Origin of the sequence: Geodermatophilus pulveris (assembly GCF_900188375.1) — a bacterium.
GTDB classification, from domain to species: Bacteria; Actinomycetota; Actinomycetes; order Mycobacteriales; family Geodermatophilaceae; genus Geodermatophilus; species Geodermatophilus pulveris.
In genome coordinates, this window is the sequence record NZ_FZOO01000005.1 from 218,926 (window position 1) to 245,480 (window position 26,555).

Below are 26,555 nucleotides of genomic sequence, written 5' to 3' on the forward strand. Positions count from 1 at the left end.
CCACCCGCCGGTGATCACGGCGGGTCACCGCTCCCAGATGCCGGCGAAGTGGTGCACCGGGCCGTGCCCGGAGCCGACGCCGAGGGTGCCGCCGGCCTGCAGCGCCCGCTGCAGGTAGTCCCGCGCCGGGTCGACCAGCCGCGCCCAGTCGCCGGTGCGGTGCCGGGCGGCCAGCGCGGCCAGCGCGGAGGCCAGCGTGCAGCCGGTGCCGTGCGTCGAGGTGGTGTCCACCCGGGGCCGCCGGGTGACCGTCACGCCGTCGGCGGTGGCCAGCACGTCGACGCTGTCCTCCCCGCCGAGGTGGCCCCCCTTGAGCAGCACCGCCCGAGGGCCGAGGCCCAGCAGCGCGGTGGCCTGGGCGGCCAGCTGGTCGACGTCGGTGGCCGGCGGCACGCCGAGCAGGACGGCGGCCTCGGGCACGTTGGGCGTCACCAGGTCGGCCAGCGGCAGCAGCTCGCTGCGGACGGCGTCGACGGCGGCGTCGTCGATGAGCCGGTCGCCGCTGGTCGCGACCATCACCGGGTCGCACACGACCGGCCCGCCCGGGCGGCCGGCCAGCGCGGCGGCGACCGCGTGCACCACGTCGGCGGTGCCGAGCATGCCGAGCTTGGTGGCGTGCACCGTGACGTCGGCGAACAGCGTGGCCAGCTGCTCGGAGACGAACCCGGCCGGGACGGCGTGCACGCCGGTGACGCCGCGGGTGTTCTGCGCGGTCAGCGCGGTGAGCACCGCCGTCCCGTAGACGCCGAGGGCGCTGAAGGTCTTCAGGTCGGCCTGGATGCCGGCGCCGCCGCTGGGGTCGCTGCCCGCGACGGTCAGCGCCACGGCGGCGCTCACCGGGCCGCCCCGATCGACTCGCGCAGCGCCCGGGCGGCCTCCTCCGGGTCGGCCGCCGCACAGATCGCCGAGACGACGCACACGCCGTCCACCCCGGTGGCGGCCACCTCGCCGGCCCGGTCGGCGTCGATGCCGCCGATCGCGACGGTCGTGAACCCCCCGGCGCAGGCGGTGTCGGCCAGCGCGCCGACGCCGTCCGGGCCGAGCGCGGCACCCGCGTCGGGCTTGGTCGGCGTCGACCACACCGGGCCGATGCCCACCAGGTCGACGGTGCCGGCCGGCAGGGCGCGGGCGACGTCCAGCTCGGCGGCGGAGGAGACGCTGAACCCGAGCAGCCGGCCGGGGCCCAGGAGGGCCCGCACCTCGGCCGGGGGCAGGTCGTCCTGGCCGAGGTGCACGCCGTCGGCCCCGGCGAGCAGCGCGACGTCGACCGCGTCGTTCACCCACAGGGCCACGTCGGGCCGGTCGGCCAGCGCGGCCTGCACCGCGCGGGTGAGCGCCAGCAGCTCGCGGCGGGAGGCGGTCTTGTCGCGCACCTGGACGGTGGTGACGCCGCCGGCCACGGCCGCGCGGACGACGTCGGCCACCGGGCGGGGCCGGCACAGTGCGGTGTCGGTGACCAGGTAGAGGCTCGGGTCGAACGGCCGTCTCATCGGACGTCGGCCGCGGCCAGCGCCTCGCCGTCCACGGCGTCCAGCGCGTCGAGCCAGGCGGGGGTGAAGGTGCCGGGGCCGCCGGCCACCGCGGCCGCCCGCTCGGCGGCGACGGCGACGTGCGCGTGCGCGGCGACCGCCCCGGTGAGCGGGTCCCCGGTCGCGGCCACGTAGGCGGCCACCAGGGCGCCCAGCGCGCAGCCGGCGCCGGTGGTGCGGGTGAGCAGCGGCGAGCCGCCGCCGACGCGGACGGTGCGCCGCCCGTCGGTGACGAGGTCCACCTCGCCGCTCACCGCGACGACCCCGCCGGTGCGGCCGGCCAGCTCGGCGGCGGCCTCGGTGGCGTCCTCGGCGCTGTCGGTGCTGTCCACGCCGCGGCCGCCGGCGCCCGCGCCGGCCAGCGCCATGACCTCCGAGGCGTTCCCGCGGACGACGGTCGGCCGCAGGGTCACCAGCTCGGCGGCCAGCGCGGTGCGGAAGGCCAGCCCGCCGACCGCCACCGGGTCGAGGACCCACGGCGTGCCGGCCGCGCCGGCCGCGCGGGCGGCCAGCCGCATGGCCTCCGCCGTGCGGGCGGTGACGGTGCCCACGTTGACCAGCACCGCGGAGGCGACCGCGGCGAAGTCACCGGCCTCCTCGGGGGCGTCCACCATCGCCGGCGCGGCACCGGCGGCGAGCAGCGCGTTGGCGGTGACCGCCTGCACGACGGTGTTGGTCAGGCAGTGGACCAGGGGGGTGCGGGTGCGCAGCGCCGCGGAGGCCGCGCGCAGGTCGAGGACCGGCATGCCGGTGACATCCCTTCGCCAGTGCGAACTGGAGCAGGTTCGACGGGTGTGCTCTCAGTCCCCGGGCGGGGACACCCCGTGCCGCGCCGAACGTAACACCGGCCGGGCCGGTACCGTCCCGGCCACTGACCACGGGAGCCCGCACCGAGCGGGCTGAGAGGGCGGCTGGGGCCGCCGACCGTCCGGACCTGTCCGGGTCGTGCCGGCGTAGGGAGGCCGTACGTGCGTGCCGTCCGTTTCTCCGGGGTGGGCCGCCCCCTGACCGTCGAGGACGTCGAGGCGCTGCGCCCGGGTCCGGGCGAGGTGCTGCTGGACGTCGCCGCCGCCGGGGTGTGCGGCACCGAGCTGCACTTCCTCGACGGCCTGCTCACCCCGGCCCGGACGCCGATCACCCTCGGCCACGAGGTCGCCGGGGTGGTGGCCGCGCTGGGCGAGGGGGTCGACGGCGTGGCGGTGGGCGACCGGGTCGCCGTCCACTACCTGCACGCCTGCCACCGGTGCCGCTGGTGCACGGCGGGGGACGACCACCTGTGCGACGCACCGCTGGGCTTCCTCGCCTTCGCCACCGACGGGGGGTTCGCCGAGCAGGTCGCCGTCCCGGCCTCGTCGGTGGTGCCCGTACCGGAGGGGGTGGACCTGCCCACGGCGGCCACGCTGTGCTGCAGCGGGACGACGGCGCTGCACGCGGTGGCGGTCGCCGAGGTGCGGTCCGGCGCGGACGCGGTGGTGTACGGCGTCGGCGGCGTCGGGCTGGCCCTCGTGCAGGTGCTGCGGGAGGCCGGCGCGCGGGTGGTCGCGGTGGGCCGCAGCCGGGCGAAGCTGGAACTGGCGCGCGAGCTGGGCGCCGGGGTGACGGTGGACGCGTCCTGCACCGACGTCGCCGCCGCCGTCCGGGAGGCCACCGACGGTCGGGGGGCCGACGTGGTGTTCGAGCTGGTCGGCACCAAGGAGACCGGTGTCGCCGCGCTCGCCGCCCTCGGCAAGCGCGGCACGCTGGTGTACGTCGGGTACTCCGCCGACCGGGTGGAGGTCGACCCGCTGGCGATGGTGGTGCCCGAGCAGCGGATCGTCACCTCGGTGGGCAACCGGCGGGCCGAGCTGGTCGCGGCCCTGGACCTGGCCGCCCGCGGCCGGCTGGTCACCAGCGTGACGACGCACCCGCTGGCGGACGCCGCGCGGGTGCTCGAGGACCTGCGCGCCGGCCGGGTGGTGGGGCGCGCCGTCCTCGTGCCTTGAGCCGGGCGGCACCGTCCGAGGCGGGGATCGCGGGTCAGCCGCCGGTCAGCGCCACCGGCGGCAGCCAGTCGGCGTCCAGCAGCTCGGCGACCTCCCGCAGCGCCGAGGTGTCCGCACCGGCGGTGGAGCCGCTGACCGCCAGCCGCTCCACCATCACCCGGGCCACCTGCTCCTCGACGGTGTCCGCGGCGAACGCCACCCGCCACGGGGAGACCTGGCCGTCGCGGTGGGTGCGGCCGGTGACCTGGCGGGCCTGGATGCCGGAGAACCGCGGCTGGTGGAACAGCCCCACCCGCGGCCTGGTCGAGGCGGTCGCGCCGCCGGGCAGCAGCTCGCCGGCGTGCAGGCTGATCGACGCGGTCACGGTGAACACGCACACCGGCGCCGCCCCGGTCTGGAAGCGCAGCCGCTCGGCCTCGACGTCGAACCGGTCCCGCCCGTAGATCGACGCCACCGCGACGCCGCAGTCCAGCAGCGCCTCCCGGATCGGGTCGGCCGCCGTCTCCACGAACTCCACCGACACCGCGACCTGGCGCTCGGCCTCCACCTGGGCCCGCACCCAGTCGACGGTGGCCCGGGCGCGGATCAGCCCGGCCTTCTGCCGGAACCGCAGCAGCGCGGCCCGCCCGCGCGCGGTCTGCCGGGCGCGGCGGGCCAGCTGCATCTCCGCCCGGAACTCCTGCCACTCCGACTCGTAGGCGGCCCGCTCGGCCGGCGTGAGCGCGACCGGCGTCCCGGTGACCGACACCGGACCCCACGGCGCCGGGCGGTGCAGCGTGGCGGGCGGGTCGCCGCCGGCCAGCCAGCCCTGCAGCCGGGCCAGGTCGGCGCGGCGGGCGTCCGGGTCCTCGGTCCAGGCCCACCCGTACCGGCCACGTTCCACGTGGAACCCGTGCTCGGCGAGCCGCGCGGGCAGGTCCGCCCAGGCGCGCAGCGGGTCGCCGTGCCGCTGGGCGAACTGCGGGGCCAGGTAGGGCAGCTCCAGCGGCGTGTGCGCCGGGGTGGCGGTGGCGGCGATGACGAAGGGCACGTCCCTCGCCCGCCCGGCGCCGGAGACGGCCCGCCAGTGCGCCCACCGCTGGGTGGTCGTGTGCCGGACCATGTGCGCCTCGTCGGCGATGACGACGTCGAACCGCAGGCCGGCGACCTTGGCCAGCCGGTCCCACGTGGTGACGCACCAGCGCAGCCCGCCGTCGCCGAAGCCGGCGATCGACCGGGTCCAGTGCGGGACGGTGATGGCGGCCGGGCGGTCGGCGACGACCAGCACCCGGTCGCCGCCGCGCGCCTCGCAGACCTCGCGGGCGGCCAGGACGGCGGTGCCGGTCTTGCCCACGCCCGGGTCGTCGCCGAGCAGGAACACGCGGTGCCCGGCGGCCGCGGAGGCGACCACGGCCTCCGCGCCGGTGGCCTGCTCCTCGCGCGGGACCAGCGGCCGGCCGGGCGGGACCGGGCGCGGGGTGTCGTTGAGCTCGTCCTCGAGGAACCGCTCGACGGTGTACGGCGGCGGGTCGTAGGGCGCCAGCGCCGGGGGCAGCGCGCGGCCGACCCAGACGTGCGCCTGCAGCTCCGGGTGCCACCGCGCGCCCGGCGCCGGGGCGCGGAAGGGCACGGCGAGCACCCACACCCGCTCCCCCGGCCCGGCGACCGGCCGCTCGGCGGGGGGCGGCGCGGTGCGGCGGGCCGGCGTCTTCCGCCGGGTGGCCGTCGCGGTGCGGGTGGCCCCGGGAGAGCGGCTGGTCGTCCGGCGGCGCCGTCCGGGCATGGTGGCGGTGCTCCTCTCCTCCGGCGGTGGCCGGGTGTCCGGGTCGCCGCAGGGATGGTGCGGCGGCCCGGCTGCGATCCCGTGGCGCCCCGCCGGGCCGCGATCGGCTCGTCCTCCGCCGCGGACGCCTGTGGTGCGATGACCGGGTGACCGACACGGAGGAACGGCTGCACGGCCGGACGCTGGGGGACGCCGGGCCGCGGGTGGTGTTCGTGCACGGGCTGTTCGGCCAGGGCAGGAACTGGACGACGATCGCCAAGGGACTGTCCGGCGACCACCGGGTCACCCTGCTGGACCTGCCCAACCACGGGCACTCGCCCTGGACCGACCGGATCGACTACGTCGACATGGCCGGGCTGGTGGCCGCCGAGCTGCGGGCGGCCGACGAGCCGGTCACCCTCGTCGGGCACTCGATGGGCGGCAAGGTGGCGATGCAGCTGGCGCTGCGGCACCCGGAGCTGCTGCGCGCGCTGGTGGTCGTCGACGTCGCCCCGGTGGAGTACCCGGTCTCCGGCGGCCGCACCGACGACCCCGACGAGGAGGCCTCGCCGTTCGCCGCCTTCATCGCGGCCATGCGGGCGGTGGACCTCGACCGGCTGGAGACCCGCGAGGACGCCGACGCCGCGCTGCGCGCCGCCGTCCCCAGCACGATGGTGCGCTCGTTCCTGCTGCAGTCCCTGGTGCGCGACGGCGTGGGCCCGGACGGCGGCTGGCGCTGGCGGCTCAACCTGGAGGTGCTCGAGCGCGACCTCGGCGAGCTGCGGGGCTTCCCCGAGCCGCCGCCGGGCGCCCGCTACGACGGCCCGGTGCTGTGGATCGCCGGGGCGAGGTCGCACTACGTGCTGCCCGGCGACCGGGCGCGCATGGAGGAGCTGTTCCCCAGCACCCGGCTGGTGCGGGTGAAGGACGCCGGCCACTGGGTGCACTCCGAGCAGCCGGAGGTCTTCCTGGAGACCGTGAGACGGTTCCTGGAGCGGGTGGGGGGCCGACCCGGGCGGTGAGCGGCCCCGGGCCGGCCCCGCACGTCAGGCCGCGGCCTGCTGCTCCGCCGGGTCCTCGGCGAGCAGGAACGCCTGCAGCCCGGGCAGGTCGTCGGTGTTGACGTGGTCGACGTCGGCGGCCACCAGCTCGCCCCACAGCGCGTCGCGCTGCGGTCCGGGCAGGTCCGGCGTCGCCCAGAACCGCACCCGGTGGCCCTCGGCGTGCGCCGTGGCGACGATCTCGCGCAGCCGCGCCCGCTCGGCCTCGGGCATCGGGCCGATGCCCAGCCAGGTGAAGTGCCGGGTCCAGTTGTCGCTGACCAGCGGCACCAGCGTCGACGGCAGCCCGGACCCGAGATCGGCGAGCCGGCCGTCGTAGCCGGCGAAGCGGGTGCGCTGCGCGGTCATCGCGGGCAGGTCGCGGTTGCCGCTGATGACCGCGGTGACCGCGCGCTCCCGCTCGCGGTCGTCGGTCCAGCGGGTCATCAGCACCGCGTACTCGCGCAGCTGCGCGTCGATGGCCGCGTAGGTGGCCGACGCCTCGCTCTTGACGTCGACGAGCAGCTGCAGCGAGCCGTCCCAGCCGGGGTACACCGAGCCGCCGCTGGCCGCGACCCGCTCGGCCAGCGGCTGCAGGTACAGCGACTCCAGCGTCACGCCCGGCTGCGTGTCGATCAGGTCGTGGGCGACCCGCAGCTCGCCGTCCACCAGCCACACGTCGGCCTCCACGCTGGTGAAGCCGTGCTCCAGCGCGTCGTCCAGCGGGCGGTCGTGCTCGTAGTCGTTGTGCGCGTGCGCCCGCTCGAGCGGCTGGACGTCGGAGGCGGGCGGGGCGGCGGCGGCCGGGGCGACCGCCGGCGCCAGGGTGGCGGCGACGACGCCGAGGAGCAGGGTCAGCACCCTGCGGGGGGAGGTCATGGCGACGACGGTTCCCCCGCCCCGGGACGGGCCCGGTGCGCGCCGGTGGCGGCCGGCTGGACAGCGGGCGACGCGACGGCCGCCGCCGCGGGTCACCGTCGCCCGCCGCGGACGGCGACGTCGACCCACACCATCCGGTGGTCGGAGCTGGGGAAGCCGTTGGTGTACTGCGGGTCGTAGACCCCGGTCAGCCGGGACAGCGGGTCCTCCAGCGGCGGCCAGAACACGCCGGCGCCGGTCACCCGCAGGCCGCGCGAGGGCAGCGCGTAGTCGACCCGCAGGTTCCCCGGGCCGGTCGGGCCGTCGGAGAAGTCGGCGGTGTCGAAGGCCGGGTCGCCCTCGTGCGCGAGGTTGGCCCCGCCCTGCAGCGCGGTCGCCTCGACGGCGCCCTCGCTGGCCGGCAGCGGGTCGCGGACCTGCGGCAGCGCGAGCAGCTGGTCGGCCGCGCCGGGCAGGCCGTTGCCGTCGTCGGCCGGGTCGGCGTTGAGGTCGCCCATGACGACGAACGGCTCCCCGCCGGCCAGGCCGCCGGTCCTGCCCTCGTCGTCGTAGACGTACCCGCCGGCCCCCGGGGTGACGTAGTCGGCCCAGAAGCGGATCTCGTCGGCGTTGCGGGTGCCGTTGCGGTCCTCGGGCCCGTCGAAGCCGGGCGGGGTGGGGTGGCTGGCCAGCACGTGCACGGTGCGCTTCCCGATGCGGACCGGGACGTCGACGTGGTTCTTGCTGGACAGCCGGAAGACCTCGAGCTCCTCCGGCGAGTACCAGTCGGCGGGCTCCGGGGTGGCCGGGTCGTCGGGCAGCCGGGCGCCGGGCATGTCGGCCCAGCGGAAGGTCTGGAAGGTGCGGACGTCGTCGGTGTCGATCGGGTGCCTGGACAGGACGGCGAAGGCGTACTGGCCGGGGAACTCACCGAAGCCGAAGGAGTCGTCGCCGTAGGCCCGGCCCTCCTCGCCGACCTGGCCGTCGCCGTTCAGGTCGAAGCCGGTGGCCACGCCGGTGTTGGACGGGAAGGCGAGCGCGTAGGGGTACTCGATGGGGTCGGCGTCCCCCTGGCCCACGCCGAGGAAGTCCTCCTGGAACCGCTCCAGGGCCACGCCCCCGGCGTCGAAGTCGAACTCGTTGAGCAGCAGCACGTCGGGGCGCTGCCGCTGGACGATAGCGGCGACGTTCCGGACCTCGGCGTCCTGGGCCTCGTCGTCGGCGTCGGCCAGGTCGGCGGCCAGCTCCCCCTCGGTGGCGCGGAACATCGACACGTTGAAGGACGCGAAGCGCACCGGGTCCCGCTGGTGGGCGGCCGCGGGGGCGGCGGTCAGCAGCGGCAGCACCAGGGCGCCGGCGAGGGCCAGGCCGACGGCGGGGACGGGTCGGGACGGGCTCACGGGGCCTCCGGGGGAGCGGTGGGGCGGGCGGTCGCCGGCGACCCTGCGCGCCGGGCGTGACCGGCGGGTGTACCGCAGGCCGCGCGCAGGCGACGGGGAGGCCAGCATCGCCAGCCTGCCGGACCCGGGCGTGGCTACAGTGCCCCGGTGGTCGGGGAGGGGTGGCCGCGGCCGGTGCCGCTGGTCGGGGACGCGACCTCGGCGTCGCAGCGGGCCGCCGACCCGGCCGGCTGGGCGATGGACGGCCCCACCCGGGACGCCCTGCACCGGGTGGTCGCCGCGCGCCGCGACGTCCGCCGCTTCCGCCCGGACCCGGTGCCCGACGAGGTGCTGGAGCGGGTGCTCACCGCGGCGCACGCGGCCCCGTCGGTCGGCCACAGCCAGCCGTGGCGGTTCGTGGTGGTGCAGGACCCGGCGACCCGGGACCGCGCCGCCGTCCTCACCGACCGGGAGCGGCTGCGCCAGGCCGCCCGGCTCGCCCCCGACGCCGCCCGCCGGCTGCTGGACCTGCAGCTGGAGGGCGTCCGCGAGGCGCCGCTCGGGGTGGTGGTCTGCTGCGACCGGCGGGCGCCGGCCGCCGGGGTGCTGGGCCGGGCGACCTTCCCCGACGCCGACCTGTGGAGCTGCGCGGCGGCGATCCAGAACCTGTGGCTGGCCGCCCGCGCCGAGGGGCTCGGGCTGGGCTGGGTGACCCTCTTCCGCCCCGAGGAGCTGGCCGGGCTGCTCGGCCTGCCCGACCGCGTGGTCACCCTCGGCTGGCTGTGCCTCGGCTGGCCCGACGAGCGGCCACCCGCGCCGGGCCTGGAGCGGGCCGGCTGGTCGCGGCGGCTGCCGCTGGCCGACGTCGTCCTGCGCGAGCGGTGGCCGGGTGCGGCGCCGCCGGCCGCCCCGCCGTCGGCACTGCGCGCGCCGGGCCGGCACGCCGTCGTCGCGGCCCGGGACGAGGCCGACCGGCTGCTCACCCCGCCGGGGTCGCTGGGCGTGCTGGACCGCGCGGTGGACGCCGTGGTGGCGCTCGGCGGCGCCGGGACCACCAGGGGCACGCTCGTGCTCGCCGCCGCCGACCACCCGGTCGCCGGGCACGGGGTGTCGGCGTACTCCCCCGGCGTCAGCCGCGACGTGGTCCGCGCGGCGGTGGCCGGCACCTCCCTGGGCGCCACCGCGGCCCGGACGGCGGGCCTGCGGGTGCGGGTCGTCGACGCCGGTGTCGCCGGGGAGCCCGTGCCCGGGACGACGGTGCTCCGCCCGGCCGGCCCGCGCGGGGACCTCGCCGGGGCACCGGCCATGACGCCGGCCGCGGCCCGGGAGCTGCTGGACGGCGGACGGCGCCTGGGGGCGGAGGCGGCCGGCGCGGGGCTGGTCGCCCTCGGCGAGGTCGGCGTCGGCAACACCACGGTCGCCGCCGCGCTGGCCTGCGGGCTGCTGGACGCCGACCCCGGCGACGCGGTCGGGCTGGGCGCCGGCGCCGACGCGGCCGTCCTCGCCCGCAAGCGGCAGGTGGTGGCCGCGGCCGTGGACCGGGCCCGGCGCGCGGGCGTCGACGACCCGCTGGACGCGCTGGCCGAGCTGGGCGGCCCGGAGCTGGCGGTGCTGGCCGGCGTGGTGCTCGGCGCGGCCGCGGCGGGGTCCGCGGTGGTGCTCGACGGCTACGCCACCTCGGTCGCCGCCCTCGTCGCCGTCCGGCTGGAGCCCGGGGTGCAGCCGGCCCTGCTGGCCGGGCAGCGCAGCCGCGAGCGCGGGCACGAGCTGGTGCTGCAGGAGCTGGGCCGCGAACCGCTGCTGGACCTGCGGCTGAGGGCCGGCGAGGGCGTGGGCGCCGCGCTGGCCGCGGGCCTGGTGCTCGCCGGGCTGGCGCTGCGCCGGGAGACCGCCCGCGTCGACCCCTGACCCGGCCCGCCCGGCGCCTCAGCCGGCCGGCCCCAGCTGCAGCGGCAGGCCCGGCGCGCCAGGCGTCGGCCGGGCCGGCGCCGCGCTCGGTGGCCGCCGTCCAGCCGACCGCGATGGCGGCGAAGCCGACCGTGAGGCCCACCGTCGTCGCCGACGCGCTGCCGGCCGCAGGCCGGGACCGCGACGCCGGCGTCAGACCGCCTCGAGCGCCCCCTCGCCGCAGGCCGCGCCGATCGGGACGAGCTGCTCCGGGGCCGACGTGTGCACGCCGGCCTGCGCGAGGACCACCCGGAGCGCGGCGTCCGGGTCGACCGCCCGGGCGGCGGCCCACGACGGTGGCGCGCCCAGCTCCCGCCGGAAGGACCGGGAGGCCCAGCGGGCCTCGCGCGCCGAGAACTCCGGGTGGAACTGCACCCCGACGACGCGGGCTCCCACGGCGAAGCCCTGGACGGTGGTGACCGGGTTGCCCCACAGGTGCCGCACGGCGGGCCGGGACAGGAACGCCTCGGGCACCTCGGCGACGTGCGCGGTGGCCACCGTCAGGTCCGGGACGTCCGGTGCGCGGCCGGTGACGACGGTCAGGCCGGCCTCTCCCCCTCCGGCCACCGGGCGCGGCACCAGGCCGGCGACGACGGCGGCGATCATCTGGGCGCCCAGGCAGACGCCGACCACCGAGCAGCCGTCCCGCTCCGCGGTGCGGACCGCGGCCCGGACGGCGTCCAGCCGGGCGGCCATCTCCGGCGAGCCGGAGGACACCGGCTCCAGCCCACCGGTGAACACGTGCAGCACCCCGCTGCGGCCCGCGTGCGCGGCGCCGGGATCGCCCCACGGCACGACGCTCGGCTGCCGGCCCAGGGCGGTCAGCCGGCGGACGAGGGCGTCGTCCCAGGAGGTCAGGGGCCAGGCCGATCCACTGCCCTGCCAGACCACCGTGTCCACGGCCGCTCCCCCCGTCCCGGGCACCCGACGCGGGTGCTGGGTGGAGGATGGCGGCGGGGTTCGCGGGACAGGGGTCGACACGGTTTCGCGCAGGTCACGGATCGGCATCCACCCCGCGGGGTCCGGCCGGCGGCGCTACGTTCGACCGCGGGGTCCGACCGCGGGGAGTCGGTGTCCGGTCGGCCGTGAGGGGTGTTGTCCGGGTGTGCGGCATCGCGGGTGGGTGGGGGGACGTGGTCCCCGAGGACGTCGAGGCGATGACCGCCGCCCTCGCGCACCGGGGGCCGGACGACGCCGGCCTGCACGTGGCCGGCCGGTCGGTCCTCGGCCACCGCCGGTTGTCCATCGTCGACCTGGAGCACGGGGCGCAGCCGATCGTGGACGGCCATGGCGCCGACGAGGTCGTCGTGGTGGTGAACGGCGAGATCTACAACGCCCCGCTGCTGCGGACCGAGCTCGGCGGCGGCCGCCCCTGGCTGACCGCCTCCGACAGCGAGGTGGTCCTGCGGCTGCTCGACGGCCGCGACCGCGACCCGCGCGAGGACGCCGCCGCGGCGGCCCGGCTGCGCGGGATGTACGCCTTCGCCGTGCAGCGGGACGGCGAGCTCGTGTTCGGCCGTGACCCGGTGGGCATCAAGCCGCTCTACCTGGGCCGCCGGGGTCCGGCCACCGTCTTCGCCTCGGAGGTGAAGGCCTTCCCGCCCGGCACGCACGACGTGGCGCCGCTGGCGCCGGGCACGCTGTGGTCCTCGCGGTCCGGGGTCACCCGCTTCGCCGCGATCCCCGGTCCCAATCCCGTGCCCGGGACGGCCGACGGGCACGTGCGGGCGGTGCGGGCGGCGCTGGAGCGCTCGGTGGAACGGCACCTGATGGCCGACGTGCCGGTGGGTGCGTTCCTCTCCGGTGGGCTGGACTCCAGCGCCATCTGCGCCCTCGTCGGCGCCCGGGTGCCCGACCTGCACACCTTCGCGGTGGGGCTGGCCGGCAGCCCGGACCTGGCCGCCGCGCGCCGGGTCGCCGAGCACCTGGGCACCGTCCACCACGAGCGGGTCATCGACCCCGGCGAGGTCGCCGCGGCGCTCCCGCACATCGTGTGGGCGCTGGAGTCCACCGACCCGGACCTGGTGCGCAGCGCCGTGCCCACCTGGTTCGTGGCCGAGCTGGCCGCCCGGCACGTCAAGGTGGTGCTCACCGGGGAGGGGGCCGACGAGCTCTTCGCCGGCTACCGGTACCACGCCGACGTCCCGCGGCACCTGCTGCACGCCGAGCTGCGGCGCTCGCTGGGCGAGATGCACCACGTCAACCTGCAGCGGGTGGACCGGATGACGATGGCGCACAGCCTCGAGGCGCGGGTGCCCTTCCTCGACCTGGACTTCGTCGACGCCGCGCTGCGCGTGCCGGTCGAGCTGAAGCTGCCCGCCGGCGGCCCGGAGAAGTGGGTGCTCCGCGAGGCGGTCGCCGACCTGCTGCCCTCGGAGATCGTGTGGCGCACCAAGGCGCAGTTCGACGAGGGCAGCGGCGTCGGCGACCTGGTCGACCGGGCGCTGGCCGACTCGTGGGCCCAGGCCGGGGGTGCCGGGGACGAGCCCCTGCGGGCGGTCCTGGCCAGCGTCGCCTCGCCGGAGATGGTCGCGCACGTCGCCGCCGTCGCCGGGCGCTGGGACGCCGGCCGGCTCGGCGACGTCGCCTGACCGGCGCGGCCCCGGACGGGACAGCGGGGCCCGTGCGGCCGCACGGACCCCGCTGCGCACCCGGTGGGGATCAGGCGATGAAGCCGTTCTCCCGCAGGAACTCCTGGGCCACGTCGGCGTACTGCTCGCCGCCGTTGTCCACCTGCGAGTTGAGCTCGGTGATCGTCTCGTCGGTGAGCAGCTCGGCGATCGGCGCCATGATCTCGGCGATTGCCGGGTGCTCGTCCAGGACCTCCTGGCGGACGGTGAGCGCGCCGTTGTAGGGGACGAAGAAGTCCCGGTCGTCCTCCAGGACGACGAGGTCGTTGGAGACGATCCGGGCGTCGGTGGAGAAGACCTCGCCGAAGGCGCAGGTGTCCCCGACCTGCGTGTAGATCAGCCCCAGGTCCAGCTCGACGACGTCGGTGAACGCGAAGCCGTAGGCGTCCTGCAGGCCGGGCAGGCCGTCGTCCCGGTTGAGGAACTCGCTGGCCGCGCAGATCGACCCCTGGTCGGGGTTGGCCGCCACGAACTCGGCGGCGTCGCTGGTGGTCTCCAGCCCCTCCTGCTCGGCGAGCTCGGCGGAGGTCGCGATCCGGTAGGTGTCCTCGAAGGGCGCCGGCTCCAGCCAGGCGACACCGTTCGCGGCATCGGCCTCGGACACGGCCGCGAAGAGGTCGTCGGGCAGGTCGTCGGTGGTGTTGCCCAGGATGTTCACCCAGCCGGTGCCGGTGTACTCCCAGTACATGTCGATGTCGCCGGACTGCAGGGCGGCCCGGACGGTGTCGGTCCCGGTCAGCCCGGTCTGGTCGGCGACCTCGGCGCCGGCCGCCTGCAGCGCGGCGATGGTGATCTGGCCGAGGACCACCGACTCGGTGAACTCCTTGGACCCCACGGTCAGCGAGGCCCCCGACAGGTCGTGCTCCTCGGCGATGGAGCCGCCGCCGGCGGCGGCCGCGCCGCCCCCGCCGCCCCCGCCGCCCCCGCCGCCCGCGTCGCTCAGGTCGGTGTCGCCGCCGCACGCGGTGACCAGCAGCGCGGTCAGCCCCAGCGCCGCGGTCACGGGCCACGCCCTCGTGGCCCTCGTCGTCCTCGTCGTCATGCGTGTGTTCCTCTCGGGTGGCCGGTGGTGCTCGGACGGTGCGCTCGGTGGCGGCTCACAGCCCCTTGGGCTTGAGGAGGTCCTCCGCGATGCCCGCCAGGTGGTCGACGAGCAGGGCGAGGACGGCGCTGAGGATCGCGCCGGTGAGGGAGACGAGGATCCGGTTGGTGGAGAAGCCGGCCACGATCAGCGTCCCCAGCCCGCCGCCGTTGATGTAGGCGGCGAGGGTGGCCGTGCCCACGTTGATCACCAGCGCCGTCCGGATGCCGGCCAGGATGACCGGGACGGCCAGCGGGAGCTCCAGCCGGCGGAGCACCTGGGCCTGGGACAGCCCCATCCCCCGGCCGGCCTCCAGGACCGCGTCGTCGACCTCCTCCAGCCCGACCATGGTGTTCCGCAGCACCGGCAGGACGGCGTAGACGACCAGCCCAACGACGGCGGCCCAGAAGCCGAGGAAGAAGAAGACGACGGCCAGCAGGGCCAGCAGGCCGATGGTCGGCACCGCCTGGCCGATGTTGGCCACGGTCAGCAGTGCGCCCCGGACCCGGCGGGTGAACGGACGGGTCAGCACGATCCCCAGCGGCACGGCGATCAGGACGACCAGGACGGTGGAGACCGCCGTGAGCGCGACGTGCCGCAGCAGGGTCTCCCGGATGGTCGCGGCGTTGAGGCTGCGCGCCTCGATGGAGTCCAGGGTCTGGCTGCTGACGTAGAGCCACAGCACCAGGCACACGACGGCGAGCACCACCGGCAGGGCCACCCAGCCCACCCACCGCCGCTGCCCGTCGCCGCGGTCGGTGGACGCGGGGCGGGTGACCCCACGGGCCGGGGCGGTCATCGCCGCCGGTCCCGGATCGTCCCCGCGGCCTCGTCCCGCCCGTCGTCGAGGCCCAGCCGGGCCGCGCGCTGGTCGTCGCTGCGCATGGTCCGGATGGCCTCGGTGATCCGGTCGATGTCGACGACGCCCTGGTAGACGCCGTTGCCGTCGACGACGGTGGCGATGCTGTACCGGGCGGTGATGAGCTCGTTGAGGGCGTCGCTGAGGGTGGCGTGCGGCTCGACGACCGCCTCCGGCACCATGCCCACCTGGTCGAGCGGACGGCCGTCGGCGCGCTGCAGGTCGGCGCGGCCGACCCAGCGGCGGGGCCGGCCCTGCGCGTCGAGGACCAGGACGGCGCTGCCCGGGGAGGAACGCAGCACCCCGAGCGCCTCCTCCGCCGACGTCCCCTCGGGCACGGTGGCCCAGGGGCTGAGCTCGATGTCGCGGACCCGGCTGAGGTTCAGCCGCTTGAGCGAGGCGCCGGCGCCGATGAAGTCGCGGACGAAGCCGTCGGCCGGGTGGGTGAGGATGGTCTCGGGTGTGTCGTACTGCACCACCTCGGACCCCTCGCGCAGGATGGCGATCCGGTCGCCCATCTTGATCGCCTCGTCGATGTCGTGCGTGACGAAGACGATGGTCTTGCGCACCTCGGCCTGCAGCCGGAGGAACTCGTTCTGCAGCCGGTCGCGGGTGATGGGGTCGATCGCGCCGAAGGGCTCGTCCATCAGCATGACGTCGGGGTCGGCCGACAGCGCCCGGGCCACCCCGACGCGCTGCCGCTGACCGCCGGAGAGCTCCTTGGGGTAGCGGTCCCGGTACTCGGCCGGGTCCATCCGCACGGTGGTCAGGAGCTCGTCGACGCGGTCGGCGATCCGCTGCCTGTCCCAGCCGAGGAGCCGGGGCACCGTGGCGATGTTGTCCGCGATCGTCATGTGCGGGAACAGGCCGATCTGCTGGATCACGTAGCCGATGCGCCGGCGCAGCTGGTCGGGGTCGGCGTGGGTGACGTCCTCGCCGTCGAGCACGATCCGCCCGGACGTCGGCTCGATGATCCGGTTGATCATCTTCATGGTCGTCGTCTTCCCGCACCCCGACGGGCCGACGAGGATGACGATCTCCCCCGCCCGGACGTCGAGCGTGAGGTCGTCCACGGCCGGCCGGTCCTGCCCCGGGAAGGTCTTGGTCAGGTGCTCCAGCCGGATCATGGGGCGGTCGGTGTGCGACCCCGGGGTCGGGGAGTCGGTCATCGGAGCCCCTTCGGCGTGGTGAGCCGGCCCAGCACCGTGTAGGCCGCGTCGAACAGGACGGCCACGACCACCACGCCGAGCGTGCCGGCGAGCACCAGGTCGGCCGCGACCGGCGAGCCCACCCGGGCCAGCCCGTTGAAGATGAGGTTGCCGTAGCCGGGCCCGTTGACGATCGCGCCGATCGCGGCGATGCCCACCAGGACCACGGTGCTGACCCGGATGCCGGTGAGCACGATCGGCCAGGCCAGCGGCAGCTCGATGCGCAGCAGCCGCTGCCGGCGGGACAGGCCCATGCCCAGGGCCGACTCCACGACCGCGGGGTCGACCTGCAGCAACCCGGTGATGGTGTTGCGCACCACCGGGAGCAGCCCGTAGAGGGTGAGCGCCATGACGACCGGCGTCGTGCCGAGTCCGACGAGGCCCAGGAGCAGCACGAACAGCGCGAACGACGGGATGGTCAGGAAGGCGCCGGTGACCGCGAGGACCGCCCGGCGGGCGCCGGGCCGGCGGTAGCTCAGCACGCCCAGCAGCACACCGAGGGTCGAGGACAGGGCGACCGAGAGGGCGACCAGCCAGACGTGCTGGACCCCCAGCGTCAGCACGTCGTCGCGCCGGCTCCAGACGAACTCCAGGAAGTCCAGGACGGCGCTCCTCTCCGTGTCCGGGCGCGTCGGGGAGGCTCCGGCCGACGCGTTGACCAGGTACTGCGGCTGACGATGGCGAGACCGGGGTGGCGTGGTCAACCCGGGAGGCCGGATCCGGCACGTCCGCCGCCAGATCGTTGCGCACGGCCCGGCGCCCCGGGGCCCGCCCGTCCGGCCGGGGTCGCGGGGGCGGCGGGTGGCGGGCCAGGATCGGCGCATGACCGACCCCCGCGCCGGACAGCCGGCCCAGCCCGGCGACCTCGTCGACGTCGCCTCGCTGGTCACCGCGTACTACACGCTCGAGCCCGACCCGGCCGAGCCCGCCCAGCAGGTCGCCTTCGGCACCTCCGGGCACCGCGGCTCGGCGTTCGACCGGGCGTTCAACGAGGCGCACATCCTGGCCACCACGCAGGCCATCTGCGAGTACCGCGCCGCGCAGGGGTACGACGGGCCGCTGTTCGTCGGCCGCGACACCCACGCGCTGTCCGAGCCGGCCTGGGCCTCGGCGCTGGAGGTGCTGGCCGCCAACGAGGTGACCGTGCTGGTCGACGCCGCCGACCGGTACACGCCCACCCCGGCGGTCAGCCACGCCATCCTGCGGGCGAACCGCGGCCGCTCGACGGGCCTCGCCGACGGCATCGTCGTCACCCCGTCGCACAACCCGCCGCGCGACGGCGGGTTCAAGTACAACCCGCCGAACGGCGGCCCGGCCGACACCGACGCGACCAAGGTCATCGCCGCCCGCGCCAACGAGCTGCTCCGGGACGGCCTGGCGGGCGTCCGGCGCACCCCCTTCGCCCGCGCCCGCGCGGCGGCGCGGCCGCACGACTTCCTCGGCGACTACGTCGACGACCTGCCCTCGGTGCTGGATCTCGACGCGGTCCGCGACGCGGGCGTGCGCATCGGCGCCGACCCGCTCGGCGGCGCCAGCGTCGACTACTGGGGGGCGGTCGCCGAGCGGCACCGCCTGGACCTCACCGTGGTCAACCCACTGGTCGACCCCACCTGGCGGTTCATGACGCTGGACTGGGACGGCAAGATCCGGATGGACTGCTCCTCACCGAGCGCCATGGCCTCGCTGATCGGCGCCAAGGACGACTACCAGGTGGCCACCGGCAACGACGCCGACGCCGACCGGCACGGCATCGTGACCCCCGACGGCGGGCTGATGAACCCCAACCACTTCCTCGCCGTCGCGATCTCCTACCTGTTCAGCCACCGCGAGGGCTGGTCCGCGGACACCGCCGTCGGCAAGACGCTCGTGTCGTCGTCCCTCATCGACCGGGTGGTCGGCGGGTTGGGCCGGCGGCTGGTCGAGGTGCCGGTCGGCTTCAAGTGGTTCGTGCCCGGCCTGCTCGACGGGTCGGTCGGCTTCGGCGGGGAGGAGTCAGCCGGTGCTGCGTTCCTGCGCCGCGACGGCAGCGTGTGGACGACGGACAAGGACGGCATCCTGCTGGCCCTGCTGGCCGCCGAGATCCTGGCCGTGACGGGACGGTCCCCGTCGCAGCTGCACGCCGACCTCACCGGCCGGTACGGGGAGTCGGCGTACGCGCGCACCGACGCGCCGGCGTCCCGGGAGCAGAAGGCCGCCCTGGGGCAGCTGTCGCCGGAGGCGGTCACCGCCACCGAGCTGGCCGGCGAGCCGATCACCGCGAAGCTCACCCGCGCGCCCGGCAACGACGCGCCGATCGGCGGGCTGAAGGTCACCACGGAGAACGCCTGGTTCGCCGCCCGTCCCTCGGGGACCGAGGACGTCTACAAGGTCTACGCGGAGTCCTTCCGGGGCCCGGACCACCTGGCGCGGGTGCAGGAGGAGGCCCAGGCGGTCGTCACCGCGGCCCTGGGCTGACCCACCCCGCGGTGTGTGCACACACCGTCGTCCACACCGGCGACGGACAGCGCTACGTGCACACACCGCGGGGGACGCGGGTCAGCTCACGTCCTCGTCCACCCAGTCGAGGCTCTTGGTGACCGCCTTCTGCCAGTTGCGGTAGCTGCGCTCCCGCTCCTCGGCCGCCATCTGGGGCTCCCACCGCTTGTCCTCGGCCCACTTGGCGGTGAGCTCGTCGAGGTCGGACCAGAAGCCGACGGCCAGCCCGGCGGCGTAGGCGGCCCCCAGCGCGGTGGTCTCGGCGATCTTCGGCCGGATCACCGGGACGTCGAGCACGTCGGCCTGGAACTGCATGAGCAGCTCGTTGCCGACCATCCCGCCGTCCACCCGCAGCTCGGTGAGGTCCACGCCGGAGTCGGCGTTCATCGCGTCCAGCACCTCGCGGGTCTGGTACGCCGTCGCCTCCAGCACCGCCCGCGCCAGGTGGCCCTTGTTGACGTACCGGGTGAGCCCGACGATCGCGCCGCGGGCGTCGGAGCGCCAGTGCGGGGCGAACAGCCCGGAGAAGGCGGGCACGAAGTAGGCGCCGCCGTTGTCCTCGACGGTCCGGGCGACGTCCTCGATCTCCGGCGCACTGGAGATCATCCCGAGGTTGTCCCGGACCCACTGCACCAGCGACCCGGTGACCGCGATCGAGCCCTCCAGCGCGTACACCGGCTTGCCCTCGCCGAGCTGGTAGCACAGCGTCGTGAGCAGGCCGTTCTGCGACGGGACGGCCTCCTCGCCGGTGTTGAGCAGCATGAAGTTGCCGGTGCCGTAGGTGTTCTTGGCCATGCCCTTGGTGAAGCAGACCTGGCCGAAGGTGGCCGCCTGCTGGTCGCCGAGGGACCCGGCGATCGGCACCCCGGCGAGGAAGCCGGCCTTGCGGCCGCGGCCGTACTCCTCGGAGTTCGACCGGATCTCCGGCAGCATCGACACCGGGATGCCCATCTCCCCCGCGATGTCGGCGTCCCAGGACAGCGTCCGGTAGTCCATGAGCATCGTGCGGGAGGCGTTGGAGACGTCGGTGAGGTGCAGCCCGCCGTCGGCCCCGCCGGTCATGTTCCAGATCAGCCAGGAGTCGATGGTGCCCATGAGCAGCTCGCCGCGCTCGGCCCGCTCGCGGGCCCCGTCGACGTTGTCGAGGATCCAGCGCACCTTGGGCCCGGCGAAGTAGGTCGCCAGCGGCAGGCCGACCTTGTCCTTGTACCGGTCGGCGCCGCCGCCGAGGGCGCCGAGCTGCTCGACGATCGCCGTGGTGCGGGTGTCCTGCCAGACGATCGCGTTGTACACCGGCTCGCCGGTGGCCCGGTCCCAGACGACGGCGGTCTCGCGCTGGTTGGTGATGCCGACGGCGACGACGTCGGAGTGCCCGACGTTGCCGCGGGCGAGCGCCTGGCCGACCACCTCCCGGGTGTTGCCCCAGATCTCGTTCGGGTCGTGCTCCACCCAGCCGGCGCGCGGGAAGATCTGCCGGTGCTCCTTCTGCCCGACCGAGACCACGGCGCCGTCGTGGTCGAAGATCATGCAGCGGGTGCTGGTGGTGCCCTGGTCGATGGCGGCCACGTACTGGCTCACGGGTCGTTCCTCTCGGTCGGTGCGGGGGTCGGGCGGGTCGGGGGGCGGGTCAGATGGGCACGCGGGAGAACAGGCCGGCCAGGACCGCGCCGAGCAGCGGGCCGACGACCGGCACCCACGAGTAGCCCCAGTCGCTGCCGCCCTTGCCGCGGATGGGCAGCACCGCGTGGGCGATCCGCGGGCCGAGGTCGCGGGCGGGGTTGATGGCGTAGCCGGTCGGCCCGCCCAGGGAGGCGCCGATGCCGACGACGAGCAGGGCCACGGGGAGCGGGCCGAGTTGGATGGGCGTGTCGCCGAAGCGCAGGATGATGTAGACCAGCACGAACGTGCCGACGACCTCGGCGAGCACGTTGTTGGGGATCGACCGGATGGTCGGCCCGGTGGAGAAGGTGCCCAGCACGGGTTCGGTCGCCGCGTCGTAGTGGCTGCGGTAGGTGAGCCACGCCAGGACGGCGCCGAGGAACGCGCCGACGAGTTGTCCGGCCACGTAGACCAGTGACGTGGCGAGGGTGACCGGCACGCCGGGCGCGTACTCGGCCGTGCCGCTCACCGCCAGCCCGAGGGTCACCGCCGGGTTGATGTGCGCCCCCGAGCTGGCCCCGGCGAAGACGCCGGCGAAGACGGCCAGCCCCCAGCCGAAGTTGATCAGCAGCCAGCCACCCCCGTTGCCCAGGGTCTGCGGCAGTACGACGTTCGCCACCACCCCGATGCCGAGGAGCAGCAGGATCGCCGTCCCGACCACCTCGCTGCCGAACACGGTCCACAGGCTGATCTCGTCCATGCGCTGCTCCTCGTCACCGGTGATGCGTGGGTGCGGATCGACGCCGGGACCGCGGGGGCGACCGGGTGCCGGCTGGAGCGGTGACGCTATTCACACCGGTGACCGGGGACAATGGGTGCCGTACGACGATGTCGGACAGCGCCCGCGCCGGTCAGGCGCGCTCGCCCCAGGCGATGCTCAGCCGCACGGCGCGCTCCCACTCGGGGTAGGCGGCGTCCAGCGCGGCGACCCGGCGCGGGTCGGGGGACCACTGCGCCGAGCGGTGCCAGTTGCGCCGCAGCGCCCCGGTGTCCGACCACACGCCGACGGCCAGCCCGGCCGCGTAGGCCGCGCCCAGGGACACCGTCTCCCCCACCATCGGGCGCACCACCGGGGTGCCGAGGACGTCGGCCAGGAACTGCATGAGCAGGTTGTTGGTGGTCATCCCGCCGTCCACCCGCAGCGCGGTCAGGGGCAGCCCGGAGTCGGCGTCCATGGCCCGGACGACGTCGCGCGTCTGCCAGCCGGTCGCCTCCAGCGCCGCGCGCGCCAGGTGGCCCTTGGTCACGTAGGACGTCAGGCCGGCGACCAGGCCGCGGGCCCGGCCGGCCCAGTGCGGGGCGAGCAGCCCGGAGAACGCCGGGACGACGTAGCACCCGCCGTTGTCGGCGACCGTGCGGGCCAGGGTCTCCACCTCCGCGGCCGAGCCGATCAGCCCCAGGCTGTCCCGCAGCCACTGCACCAGCGCCCCGGTGACGGCGATGGAGCCCTCCAGCGCGTAGTGCACCGGCTCCCCCGCCAGCTGGTAGGCCACCGTGCTGATGAGCCCGTGCCGGGAGCGGACCAGGTCGGTGCCGGTGTTCTGCAGCAGGAAGCTGCCGGTGCCGTAGGTGCACTTGGCCTCCCCCGGCGCGAAGCAGGTCTGCCCGAACAGGGCGGCCTGCTGGTCGCCGAGGGCGCCGCCGATGGGCAGCGGCACCGGGAGGGCGCGCGCGGTGCCCAGCACCCCGACCGACGGGCAGATCCCCGGCAGCATCGCGGCCGGGACGCCGAAGAAGTCGAGCAGGTCGGGGTCCCAGCGGCAGGTGCGCACGTCCATGAGCAGCGTGCGGCTGGCGTTGGTGACGTCGGTGACGTGCACGCCGCCGTCGGTGCCGCCGGTGAGGTTCCAGACCAGCCAGCTCTCCATGGTGCCGCACAGCAGCTCGCCGCGCTCGGCCCGCGCCCGGGCCCCCGGGACGGCGTCCAGCACCCAGCGCAGCCGCGGACCGGCGAAGTACCCGGCCAGCTCCAGCCCGGTGCGCTCGCGGACCAGGCCGGCGTCCGGCCGGGCGGCCAGCTGTTCCACCAGCGGCCCGGTGCGGGTGTCCTGCCAGACCAGCGCGTTGACCACCGGCCGGCCGGTGGCGCGGTCCCAGACCACCGTCGTCTCGCGCTGGTTGGCGATGCCCAGCGCCACCACCTGCCCCGGCGCCGAGGCGACGTCGCGCAGCGCCTGGGCGGCGGTGAGCTGGGTGTTCGCCCAGATCTCCTCCGGGTCGTGCTCCACCCAGCCGGGCCGGGGGAAGTGCTGGCGGTGCTCGCGCTGGCGGACGGCGACCAGCCGGCCGGCCCGGTCGAAGACGATCGAGCGGGTGGAGGTGGTGCCCTGGTCCACCGCCAGCACGTACCTCTCGGTCACGAGGCGAGCTCCCGCGACACGGCCGCGGCCGCCTCGACGACCATCGCCCGCAGCGCCGGCCGGGCGGTGTCGGCGAACAGCCGCTCGACCGGCCCGCTGATGCCCAGCGCCCCGACCACCAGCCCGCCGGGGCCGTACACCGGCGCGGCGATCCCGCCGGTGCCGAGCCGGTACTCGTCGCGCTGCTCGGCCCAGCCGCGGCCGCGCACCGCCTGCAGCTGCGCCAGCAGCACCGCGGGGTCGACGACGGTGCGGGCCGTCAGCGCCTCGAGCGGGCCGTCGGCCAGGGCCCGGGCCATCGCCGGCCGCCCGGCCAGCAGCACCTTGCCCACCGCCGTGGCGTGCGCGGGCAGCAGCGCCCCGACCTCCAGCTCCTGCGGCGAGTCGTCGGGCCGGAACACGTGGTGGACGACGACCACCTGCGGCCCGGCCGGCGTGCCGAGCCGGACGGCGCAGCCGCTGCGGCCGGCCAGCGAGTCGGCCCAGTTCGACGCCCGGGAGCGCAGCTCGTTGGCGTCGAGGTAGCGCGACCCCAGGCCCAGCAGGCCGGCGCCCAGGGCGTAGCGGCCGGTGCGCGGGTCCTGCTCGACGAAGCCCACCGCCAGCAGCGTGCGCAGCAGCCCGTGCGTGGTCGTCTTCGGCAGGCCGACCGCGGCGGCCAGCTCGGTGACCCCCATCTGGCCGCCGGACTCGACGATGGCGTGCAGCAGGGTGGCGGCGCGCTCGATCGACTGGACGGTCCCTGGCACGGCCGGTCACCCTAGGCCCTGCACGTCCGACATTGTCGAACGCAGGGCGTCGACCGGCCCGTGACCCGCGCCTACCGTGGACGGCGAGCAGTCCCCGCCCTAGGAGTCGGCATGCCAGTAGTCCCCGCTCTCGGCCCCGAGCAGCGCGCCCGTGCCTGGTCCGAACTCGCGGAGGAGTCCTTCGAGGTGCTCGTCGTCGGAGGCGGGGTGACCGGTGCCGGCGTGGCGCTCGACGCCGCGACCCGCGGCCTGCGGACGGCGCTCGTCGAGGCCCGCGACTTCGCCAGCGGCACCTCGTCGCGGTCCTCCAAGCTGTTCCACGGCGGCCTGCGCTACCTGGAGTCCTTCGACTTCGGGCTGGTCCGCGAGGCGCTGCACGAGCGGGACCTCAGCGTCACCCGGCTCGCCCCGCACCTGGTCAAGCCGGTGCCGTTCCTCTACCCGCTGACCCGGCACTGGGAGCGGCCGTACGTGACCGCGGGGCTGACCCTCTACGACGCCCTGGCCCGCGTCGGCGCCCTGTCCACGCCCCTCCCGCCGCAGCGGCACCTGACCCGCACCGGCGCCCGCAAGCTGTTCCCCGCGCTGCGGCCGGACTCCCTCGTCGGCGCCGTCCGCTACTACGACGCGCAGGCCGACGACGCCCGGCACACCCTCGGCGTCGTCCGCACCGCGGCCGCCTACGGCGCCACCGTGCTCAACTCCGCCGCGGTCGTGGCGTTCACCCACGCCGGCGGCCGGGTCACCGGGGTGCGGGTGCGCGACGTGGAGACCGGCGCGGAGACCGACGTGCGGGCCGAGGTCGTCGTCAACGCCACCGGCGTGTGGACCGACGACATCCAGACCCTCATCGGCGGGCGCGGCCGGTTCCACGTGCGGGCCAGCAAGGGCGTGCACATCGTCGTCCCCCGGGACCGGATCAACGGCGAGACCGGGCTGATCCTGCGCACCGAGAAGTCGGTGCTGTTCGTCATCCCGTGGGGCAGCCACTGGATCGTCGGGACCACCGACACCGACTGGGACCTCGACAAGGCCCACCCGGCGGCGTCCCGCGCCGACATCGACTACATCCTCGAGAACGTCAACAAGGTGCTCGCCGTGCCGCTGACGCACGACGACATCACCGGCGTCTACGCCGGGCTGCGCCCGCTGCTGGCCGGCGAGTCCGAGATCACCAGCCAGCTCTCCCGCGAGCACGCCGTCGCCCGGCCGATGCCCGGCGTGGTGGCGGTGGCCGGCGGCAAGTACACGACCTACCGGCCGATGGCCGCCGACGCGGTGGACGCCGTTGCCGCCGACGTCACCCGGGCCGTGCCGCCGAGCGTCACCGAGAACGTCCCGCTGGTCGGCGCCGAGGGCTACCACGCGATGGTCAACCAGCTGCACGGGCTCAGCCAGCGCTGGGGCATCCCGCGCTTCCGCGCCGAGCACCTGCTCAACCGCTACGGCTCGGAGACCCCCGAGGTGCTCGCCCTGGCCGCCGGCGACCGCTCGCTGCTCGAGCCCGTCCCCGGCGCCGAGGAGTACCTCATGGTCGAGATGGTGTGGGGGGCCTCCCACGAGGGCGCGCTGCACCTGGACGACCTGCTGGCCCGGCGCACCCGCATCTCCATCGAGACGCCGCACCGCGGCGCGGCCTCCGCCGAGCCGGTGGCCCGGGCCGTCGCCGGGGTCCTCGGCTGGGACGAGGAGCGCATCGCCAACGAGGTGGACAGCTACGCCGCCCGGGTGGAGGCCGAGCGCCGCTCGCAGGCCGAGCCCGGTGACCAGGAGGCCGACGCGGTGCGGGTCGCCGCCCCGGACACCCGCGCCGTCGCGGTGGGCCGCGCGCTCGTCTGAAGAAGGACCCCCCCTCGCGAGCTCGGGGCGGTGCCCTGGAGGGGGCCGCCCGGACCTGCGCGCCCCGCTCGCCTGTGCCCACGCCGTGCGCGGGCCGGGCGCGTGAGGGGCAGGATCGGGTCATGACCGCGCCTGCTCCCGCCCTCGACCTGACCGCGCTGGTGCGCGAGCTGGTCGGCCGCAGCACCGTCTCCGGGGACGCCGCCGCCCAGCGCGACGTGCTCGGCCTGCTCACCGAGGTGGTGCGGGAGCGGGCGCCGCACGTGCGGGTCACCGAGGGCCGCGACGCCGACCACCCGTGGACGCTGCTGCGCACCCCGGCCGACCCCGGCCGCCCGCAGCTGCTGCTGGCCTGCCACGTCGACACCGTGCCCGTGCCCGACGCCGGCGCCTGGCAGCGTGACCCGTTCGGCGCCGACCTCGAGCAGGGGCGGGTGTGGGGCCGCGGCGGCAGCGACATGAAGGCCGGCGTGGTCGCCGCCGTCGCCGCGCTGGCCACCGCCGACCCGCAGACGCCGGTCGCGCTGCTGCTCACCAGCGACGAGGAGACCGGCTCCCAGGGAGCGGCCGCCGCGGCCGCCGCCGTCGAGGGGCTGCCGGTCGGCGCGGTGGTCGTCCCCGAGGCCACGGGCAACCAGGTCGTCCTCGGCCACAAGGGGGCGCTGTGGCTCGCCGTCCGCACCGCCGGGCGGGCCGCGCACGGCAGCACCCCGGAGCGCGGGCACAACGCCGTCCTGGACCTGGCCGCGCTGCTCGGCCGGGCCGGCGGCGCGCTGCCGCTGCGGACCGACCCCTTCCTCGGCACCGAGACCTGGAACCCCGGCGTCGTCTCCGGCGGCACGGTGTTCAACGTCGTCCCCGACCGGGCCGAGGTGCTGGTCGACATGCGCACCGTCGGCGAGGGCGCCGACCTGCTGGCGTGGTGGCGGGCCCAGCCCGAGGTGGCCGACGTCGAGGTGCGGGTGGACCTGCCGCCGGTGGTCACCCCCACCGACGACCCGTGGGTCACCGCGCTCCCGGCCGCGGTCCGGCCCACGCCGGCGACCTACTTCACCGACGCGTCGGTGCTGGTCCGCGTGGTCGGCGGGGCGCCGATCGTGGTCTGGGGGCCGGGCACCCCCGCGGTGATGCACGCCGTCGACGAGTACGTGGAGGTCGCCGAGGTCGAGCAGGCCGCGGCCGCCTTCGCCGGCGTCATCGCCCGCTGGGGCGGCTGAGC

Annotated in this window: 22 protein-coding genes and 1 riboswitch; of the genes, 7 read left to right on the forward strand and 15 right to left on the reverse strand. The window is 76.2% G+C overall.

All coding sequences use genetic code 11. The features are described 5' to 3' along the window. Window positions 1-24 precede the first annotated feature (24 nt). The 3 genes from thiD to thiM form a co-directional block, all read right to left on the reverse strand. Window positions 25-837, reverse strand: a complete 813-nt coding sequence (gene thiD / locus CHB98_RS12470; protein WP_089305914.1) for a bifunctional hydroxymethylpyrimidine kinase/phosphomethylpyrimidine kinase — start codon at window positions 835-837, stop codon at window positions 25-27. Further along, window positions 834-1,490, reverse strand: coding sequence for a thiamine phosphate synthase (gene thiE / locus CHB98_RS12475; RefSeq protein WP_089305915.1), 657 nt, complete (start codon window positions 1,488-1,490; stop codon window positions 834-836). The genes thiD and thiE overlap by 4 nt, the downstream gene beginning before the upstream one ends. Beyond that, complete coding sequence (thiM, locus tag CHB98_RS12480) at window positions 1,487-2,275, reverse strand: hydroxyethylthiazole kinase (protein ID WP_089305916.1); 789 nt, start codon at window positions 2,273-2,275, stop codon at window positions 1,487-1,489. The genes thiE and thiM overlap by 4 nt, the downstream gene beginning before the upstream one ends. Continuing rightward, window positions 2,269-2,364: riboswitch (TPP riboswitch) on the reverse strand. It overlaps the preceding gene by 7 nt. Before the next feature lie 133 nt (window positions 2,365-2,497). Here thiM and CHB98_RS12485 point away from each other — a divergent pair. Further along, window positions 2,498-3,511 carry an alcohol dehydrogenase catalytic domain-containing protein gene (locus CHB98_RS12485; protein ID WP_089306022.1) on the forward strand — a complete coding sequence of 338 codons (1,014 nt, stop codon included), beginning with the start codon at window positions 2,498-2,500 and terminating at the stop codon, window positions 3,509-3,511. 34 nt (window positions 3,512-3,545) lie between these two features. Here the strand turns inward: CHB98_RS12485 and CHB98_RS12490 are convergent, their stop codons facing one another. Further along, the gene (locus CHB98_RS12490; protein WP_089305917.1) at window positions 3,546-5,273 is read right to left on the reverse strand and encodes a DEAD/DEAH box helicase; all 1,728 of its coding nucleotides are present in this window, start codon (window positions 5,271-5,273) and stop codon (window positions 3,546-3,548) included. Window positions 5,274-5,419: 146 nt separating this feature from the next. Here CHB98_RS12490 and CHB98_RS12495 point away from each other — a divergent pair, with 146 nt between their 5' ends. Next, a complete protein-coding gene (locus CHB98_RS12495) occupies window positions 5,420-6,274 on the forward strand; it encodes an alpha/beta fold hydrolase (RefSeq protein WP_089305918.1) in 855 nt (284 codons plus the stop codon). A 24-nt stretch (window positions 6,275-6,298) separates the two neighbouring features. Here the strand turns inward: CHB98_RS12495 and CHB98_RS12500 are convergent, their stop codons facing one another. Then, a complete protein-coding gene (locus CHB98_RS12500) occupies window positions 6,299-7,171 on the reverse strand; it encodes a phosphatidylinositol-specific phospholipase C/glycerophosphodiester phosphodiesterase family protein (RefSeq protein WP_143425082.1) in 873 nt (290 codons plus the stop codon). Between the two features lie 92 nt (window positions 7,172-7,263). Then, on the reverse strand, window positions 7,264-8,550 hold the full coding sequence (locus tag CHB98_RS12505) for an endonuclease/exonuclease/phosphatase family protein (protein WP_218822346.1): 1,287 nt from the start codon (window positions 8,548-8,550) through the stop codon (window positions 7,264-7,266). 147 nt (window positions 8,551-8,697) lie between these two features. Here CHB98_RS12505 and bluB point away from each other — a divergent pair, with 147 nt between their 5' ends. Then, a complete protein-coding gene (bluB, locus tag CHB98_RS12510) occupies window positions 8,698-10,437 on the forward strand; it encodes a 5,6-dimethylbenzimidazole synthase (protein ID WP_089305921.1) in 1,740 nt (579 codons plus the stop codon). Between the two features lie 192 nt (window positions 10,438-10,629). On the opposite strand, the gene CHB98_RS12515 is transcribed toward bluB, so the two are convergent. After that, window positions 10,630-11,376, reverse strand: coding sequence for a glutamine amidotransferase-related protein (locus CHB98_RS12515; protein ID WP_179224465.1), 747 nt, complete (start codon window positions 11,374-11,376; stop codon window positions 10,630-10,632). A gap of 233 nt (window positions 11,377-11,609) precedes the next feature. On the opposite strand from CHB98_RS12515, the gene CHB98_RS12520 reads away from it, so the two are divergent. Further along, complete coding sequence (locus CHB98_RS12520) at window positions 11,610-13,067, forward strand: asparagine synthase-related protein (RefSeq protein WP_218822347.1); 1,458 nt, start codon at window positions 11,610-11,612, stop codon at window positions 13,065-13,067. 70 nt (window positions 13,068-13,137) lie between these two features. Here CHB98_RS12520 and CHB98_RS12525 read toward each other — a convergent pair whose 3' ends face one another. The 4 genes from CHB98_RS12525 to CHB98_RS12540 form a co-directional block, all read right to left on the reverse strand. Then, the gene (locus CHB98_RS12525; protein ID WP_179224467.1) at window positions 13,138-14,109 is read right to left on the reverse strand and encodes a glycine betaine ABC transporter substrate-binding protein; all 972 of its coding nucleotides are present in this window, start codon (window positions 14,107-14,109) and stop codon (window positions 13,138-13,140) included. A gap of 94 nt (window positions 14,110-14,203) precedes the next feature. Then, window positions 14,204-14,986 carry an ABC transporter permease gene (locus CHB98_RS12530; protein WP_089305924.1) on the reverse strand — a complete coding sequence of 261 codons (783 nt, stop codon included), beginning with the start codon at window positions 14,984-14,986 and terminating at the stop codon, window positions 14,204-14,206. Continuing rightward, window positions 14,983-16,215, reverse strand: coding sequence for a betaine/proline/choline family ABC transporter ATP-binding protein (locus CHB98_RS12535; RefSeq protein ID WP_089305925.1), 1,233 nt, complete (start codon window positions 16,213-16,215; stop codon window positions 14,983-14,985). Before CHB98_RS12535 ends, CHB98_RS12530 begins: the two co-directional genes overlap by 4 nt. Further along, entirely contained in the window at window positions 16,212-16,958 is a 747-nt protein-coding gene (locus CHB98_RS12540; RefSeq protein WP_245821117.1) for an ABC transporter permease, read from the reverse strand. Before CHB98_RS12540 ends, CHB98_RS12535 begins: the two co-directional genes overlap by 4 nt. A gap of 118 nt (window positions 16,959-17,076) precedes the next feature. On the opposite strand from CHB98_RS12540, the gene pgm reads away from it, so the two are divergent. Further along, entirely contained in the window at window positions 17,077-18,708 is a 1,632-nt protein-coding gene (gene pgm / locus CHB98_RS12545; RefSeq protein WP_089305926.1) for a phosphoglucomutase (alpha-D-glucose-1,6-bisphosphate-dependent), read from the forward strand. 81 nt (window positions 18,709-18,789) lie between these two features. On the opposite strand, the gene glpK (CHB98_RS12550) is transcribed toward pgm, so the two are convergent. From glpK (CHB98_RS12550) to CHB98_RS12565, 4 genes are all read right to left on the reverse strand, one after another. Beyond that, window positions 18,790-20,307, reverse strand: a complete 1,518-nt coding sequence (glpK, locus tag CHB98_RS12550) for a glycerol kinase GlpK (RefSeq protein WP_089305927.1) — start codon at window positions 20,305-20,307, stop codon at window positions 18,790-18,792. Window positions 20,308-20,356: 49 nt separating this feature from the next. Further along, complete coding sequence (locus CHB98_RS12555) at window positions 20,357-21,088, reverse strand: MIP/aquaporin family protein (RefSeq protein WP_179224469.1); 732 nt, start codon at window positions 21,086-21,088, stop codon at window positions 20,357-20,359. Between the two features lie 151 nt (window positions 21,089-21,239). After that, window positions 21,240-22,748 (reverse strand): glycerol kinase GlpK, encoded by a 1,509-nt coding sequence (glpK, locus tag CHB98_RS12560; protein WP_089305928.1) that lies wholly within the window; start codon window positions 22,746-22,748, stop codon window positions 21,240-21,242. After that, the gene (locus CHB98_RS12565; RefSeq protein WP_089305929.1) at window positions 22,745-23,497 is read right to left on the reverse strand and encodes an IclR family transcriptional regulator; all 753 of its coding nucleotides are present in this window, start codon (window positions 23,495-23,497) and stop codon (window positions 22,745-22,747) included. The genes glpK (CHB98_RS12560) and CHB98_RS12565 overlap by 4 nt, the downstream gene beginning before the upstream one ends. Window positions 23,498-23,608: 111 nt before the next feature. Between CHB98_RS12565 and CHB98_RS12570 the strand changes: the two genes are divergently transcribed. Together CHB98_RS12570 and CHB98_RS12575 are read left to right on the forward strand one after the other, a co-directional pair. Continuing rightward, on the forward strand, window positions 23,609-25,336 hold the full coding sequence (locus CHB98_RS12570) for a glycerol-3-phosphate dehydrogenase/oxidase (RefSeq protein ID WP_089305930.1): 1,728 nt from the start codon (window positions 23,609-23,611) through the stop codon (window positions 25,334-25,336). 122 nt (window positions 25,337-25,458) lie between these two features. Then, on the forward strand, window positions 25,459-26,553 hold the full coding sequence (locus tag CHB98_RS12575) for a M20 family metallopeptidase (protein WP_089305931.1): 1,095 nt from the start codon (window positions 25,459-25,461) through the stop codon (window positions 26,551-26,553). Window positions 26,554-26,555: the final 2 nt, after the last annotated feature.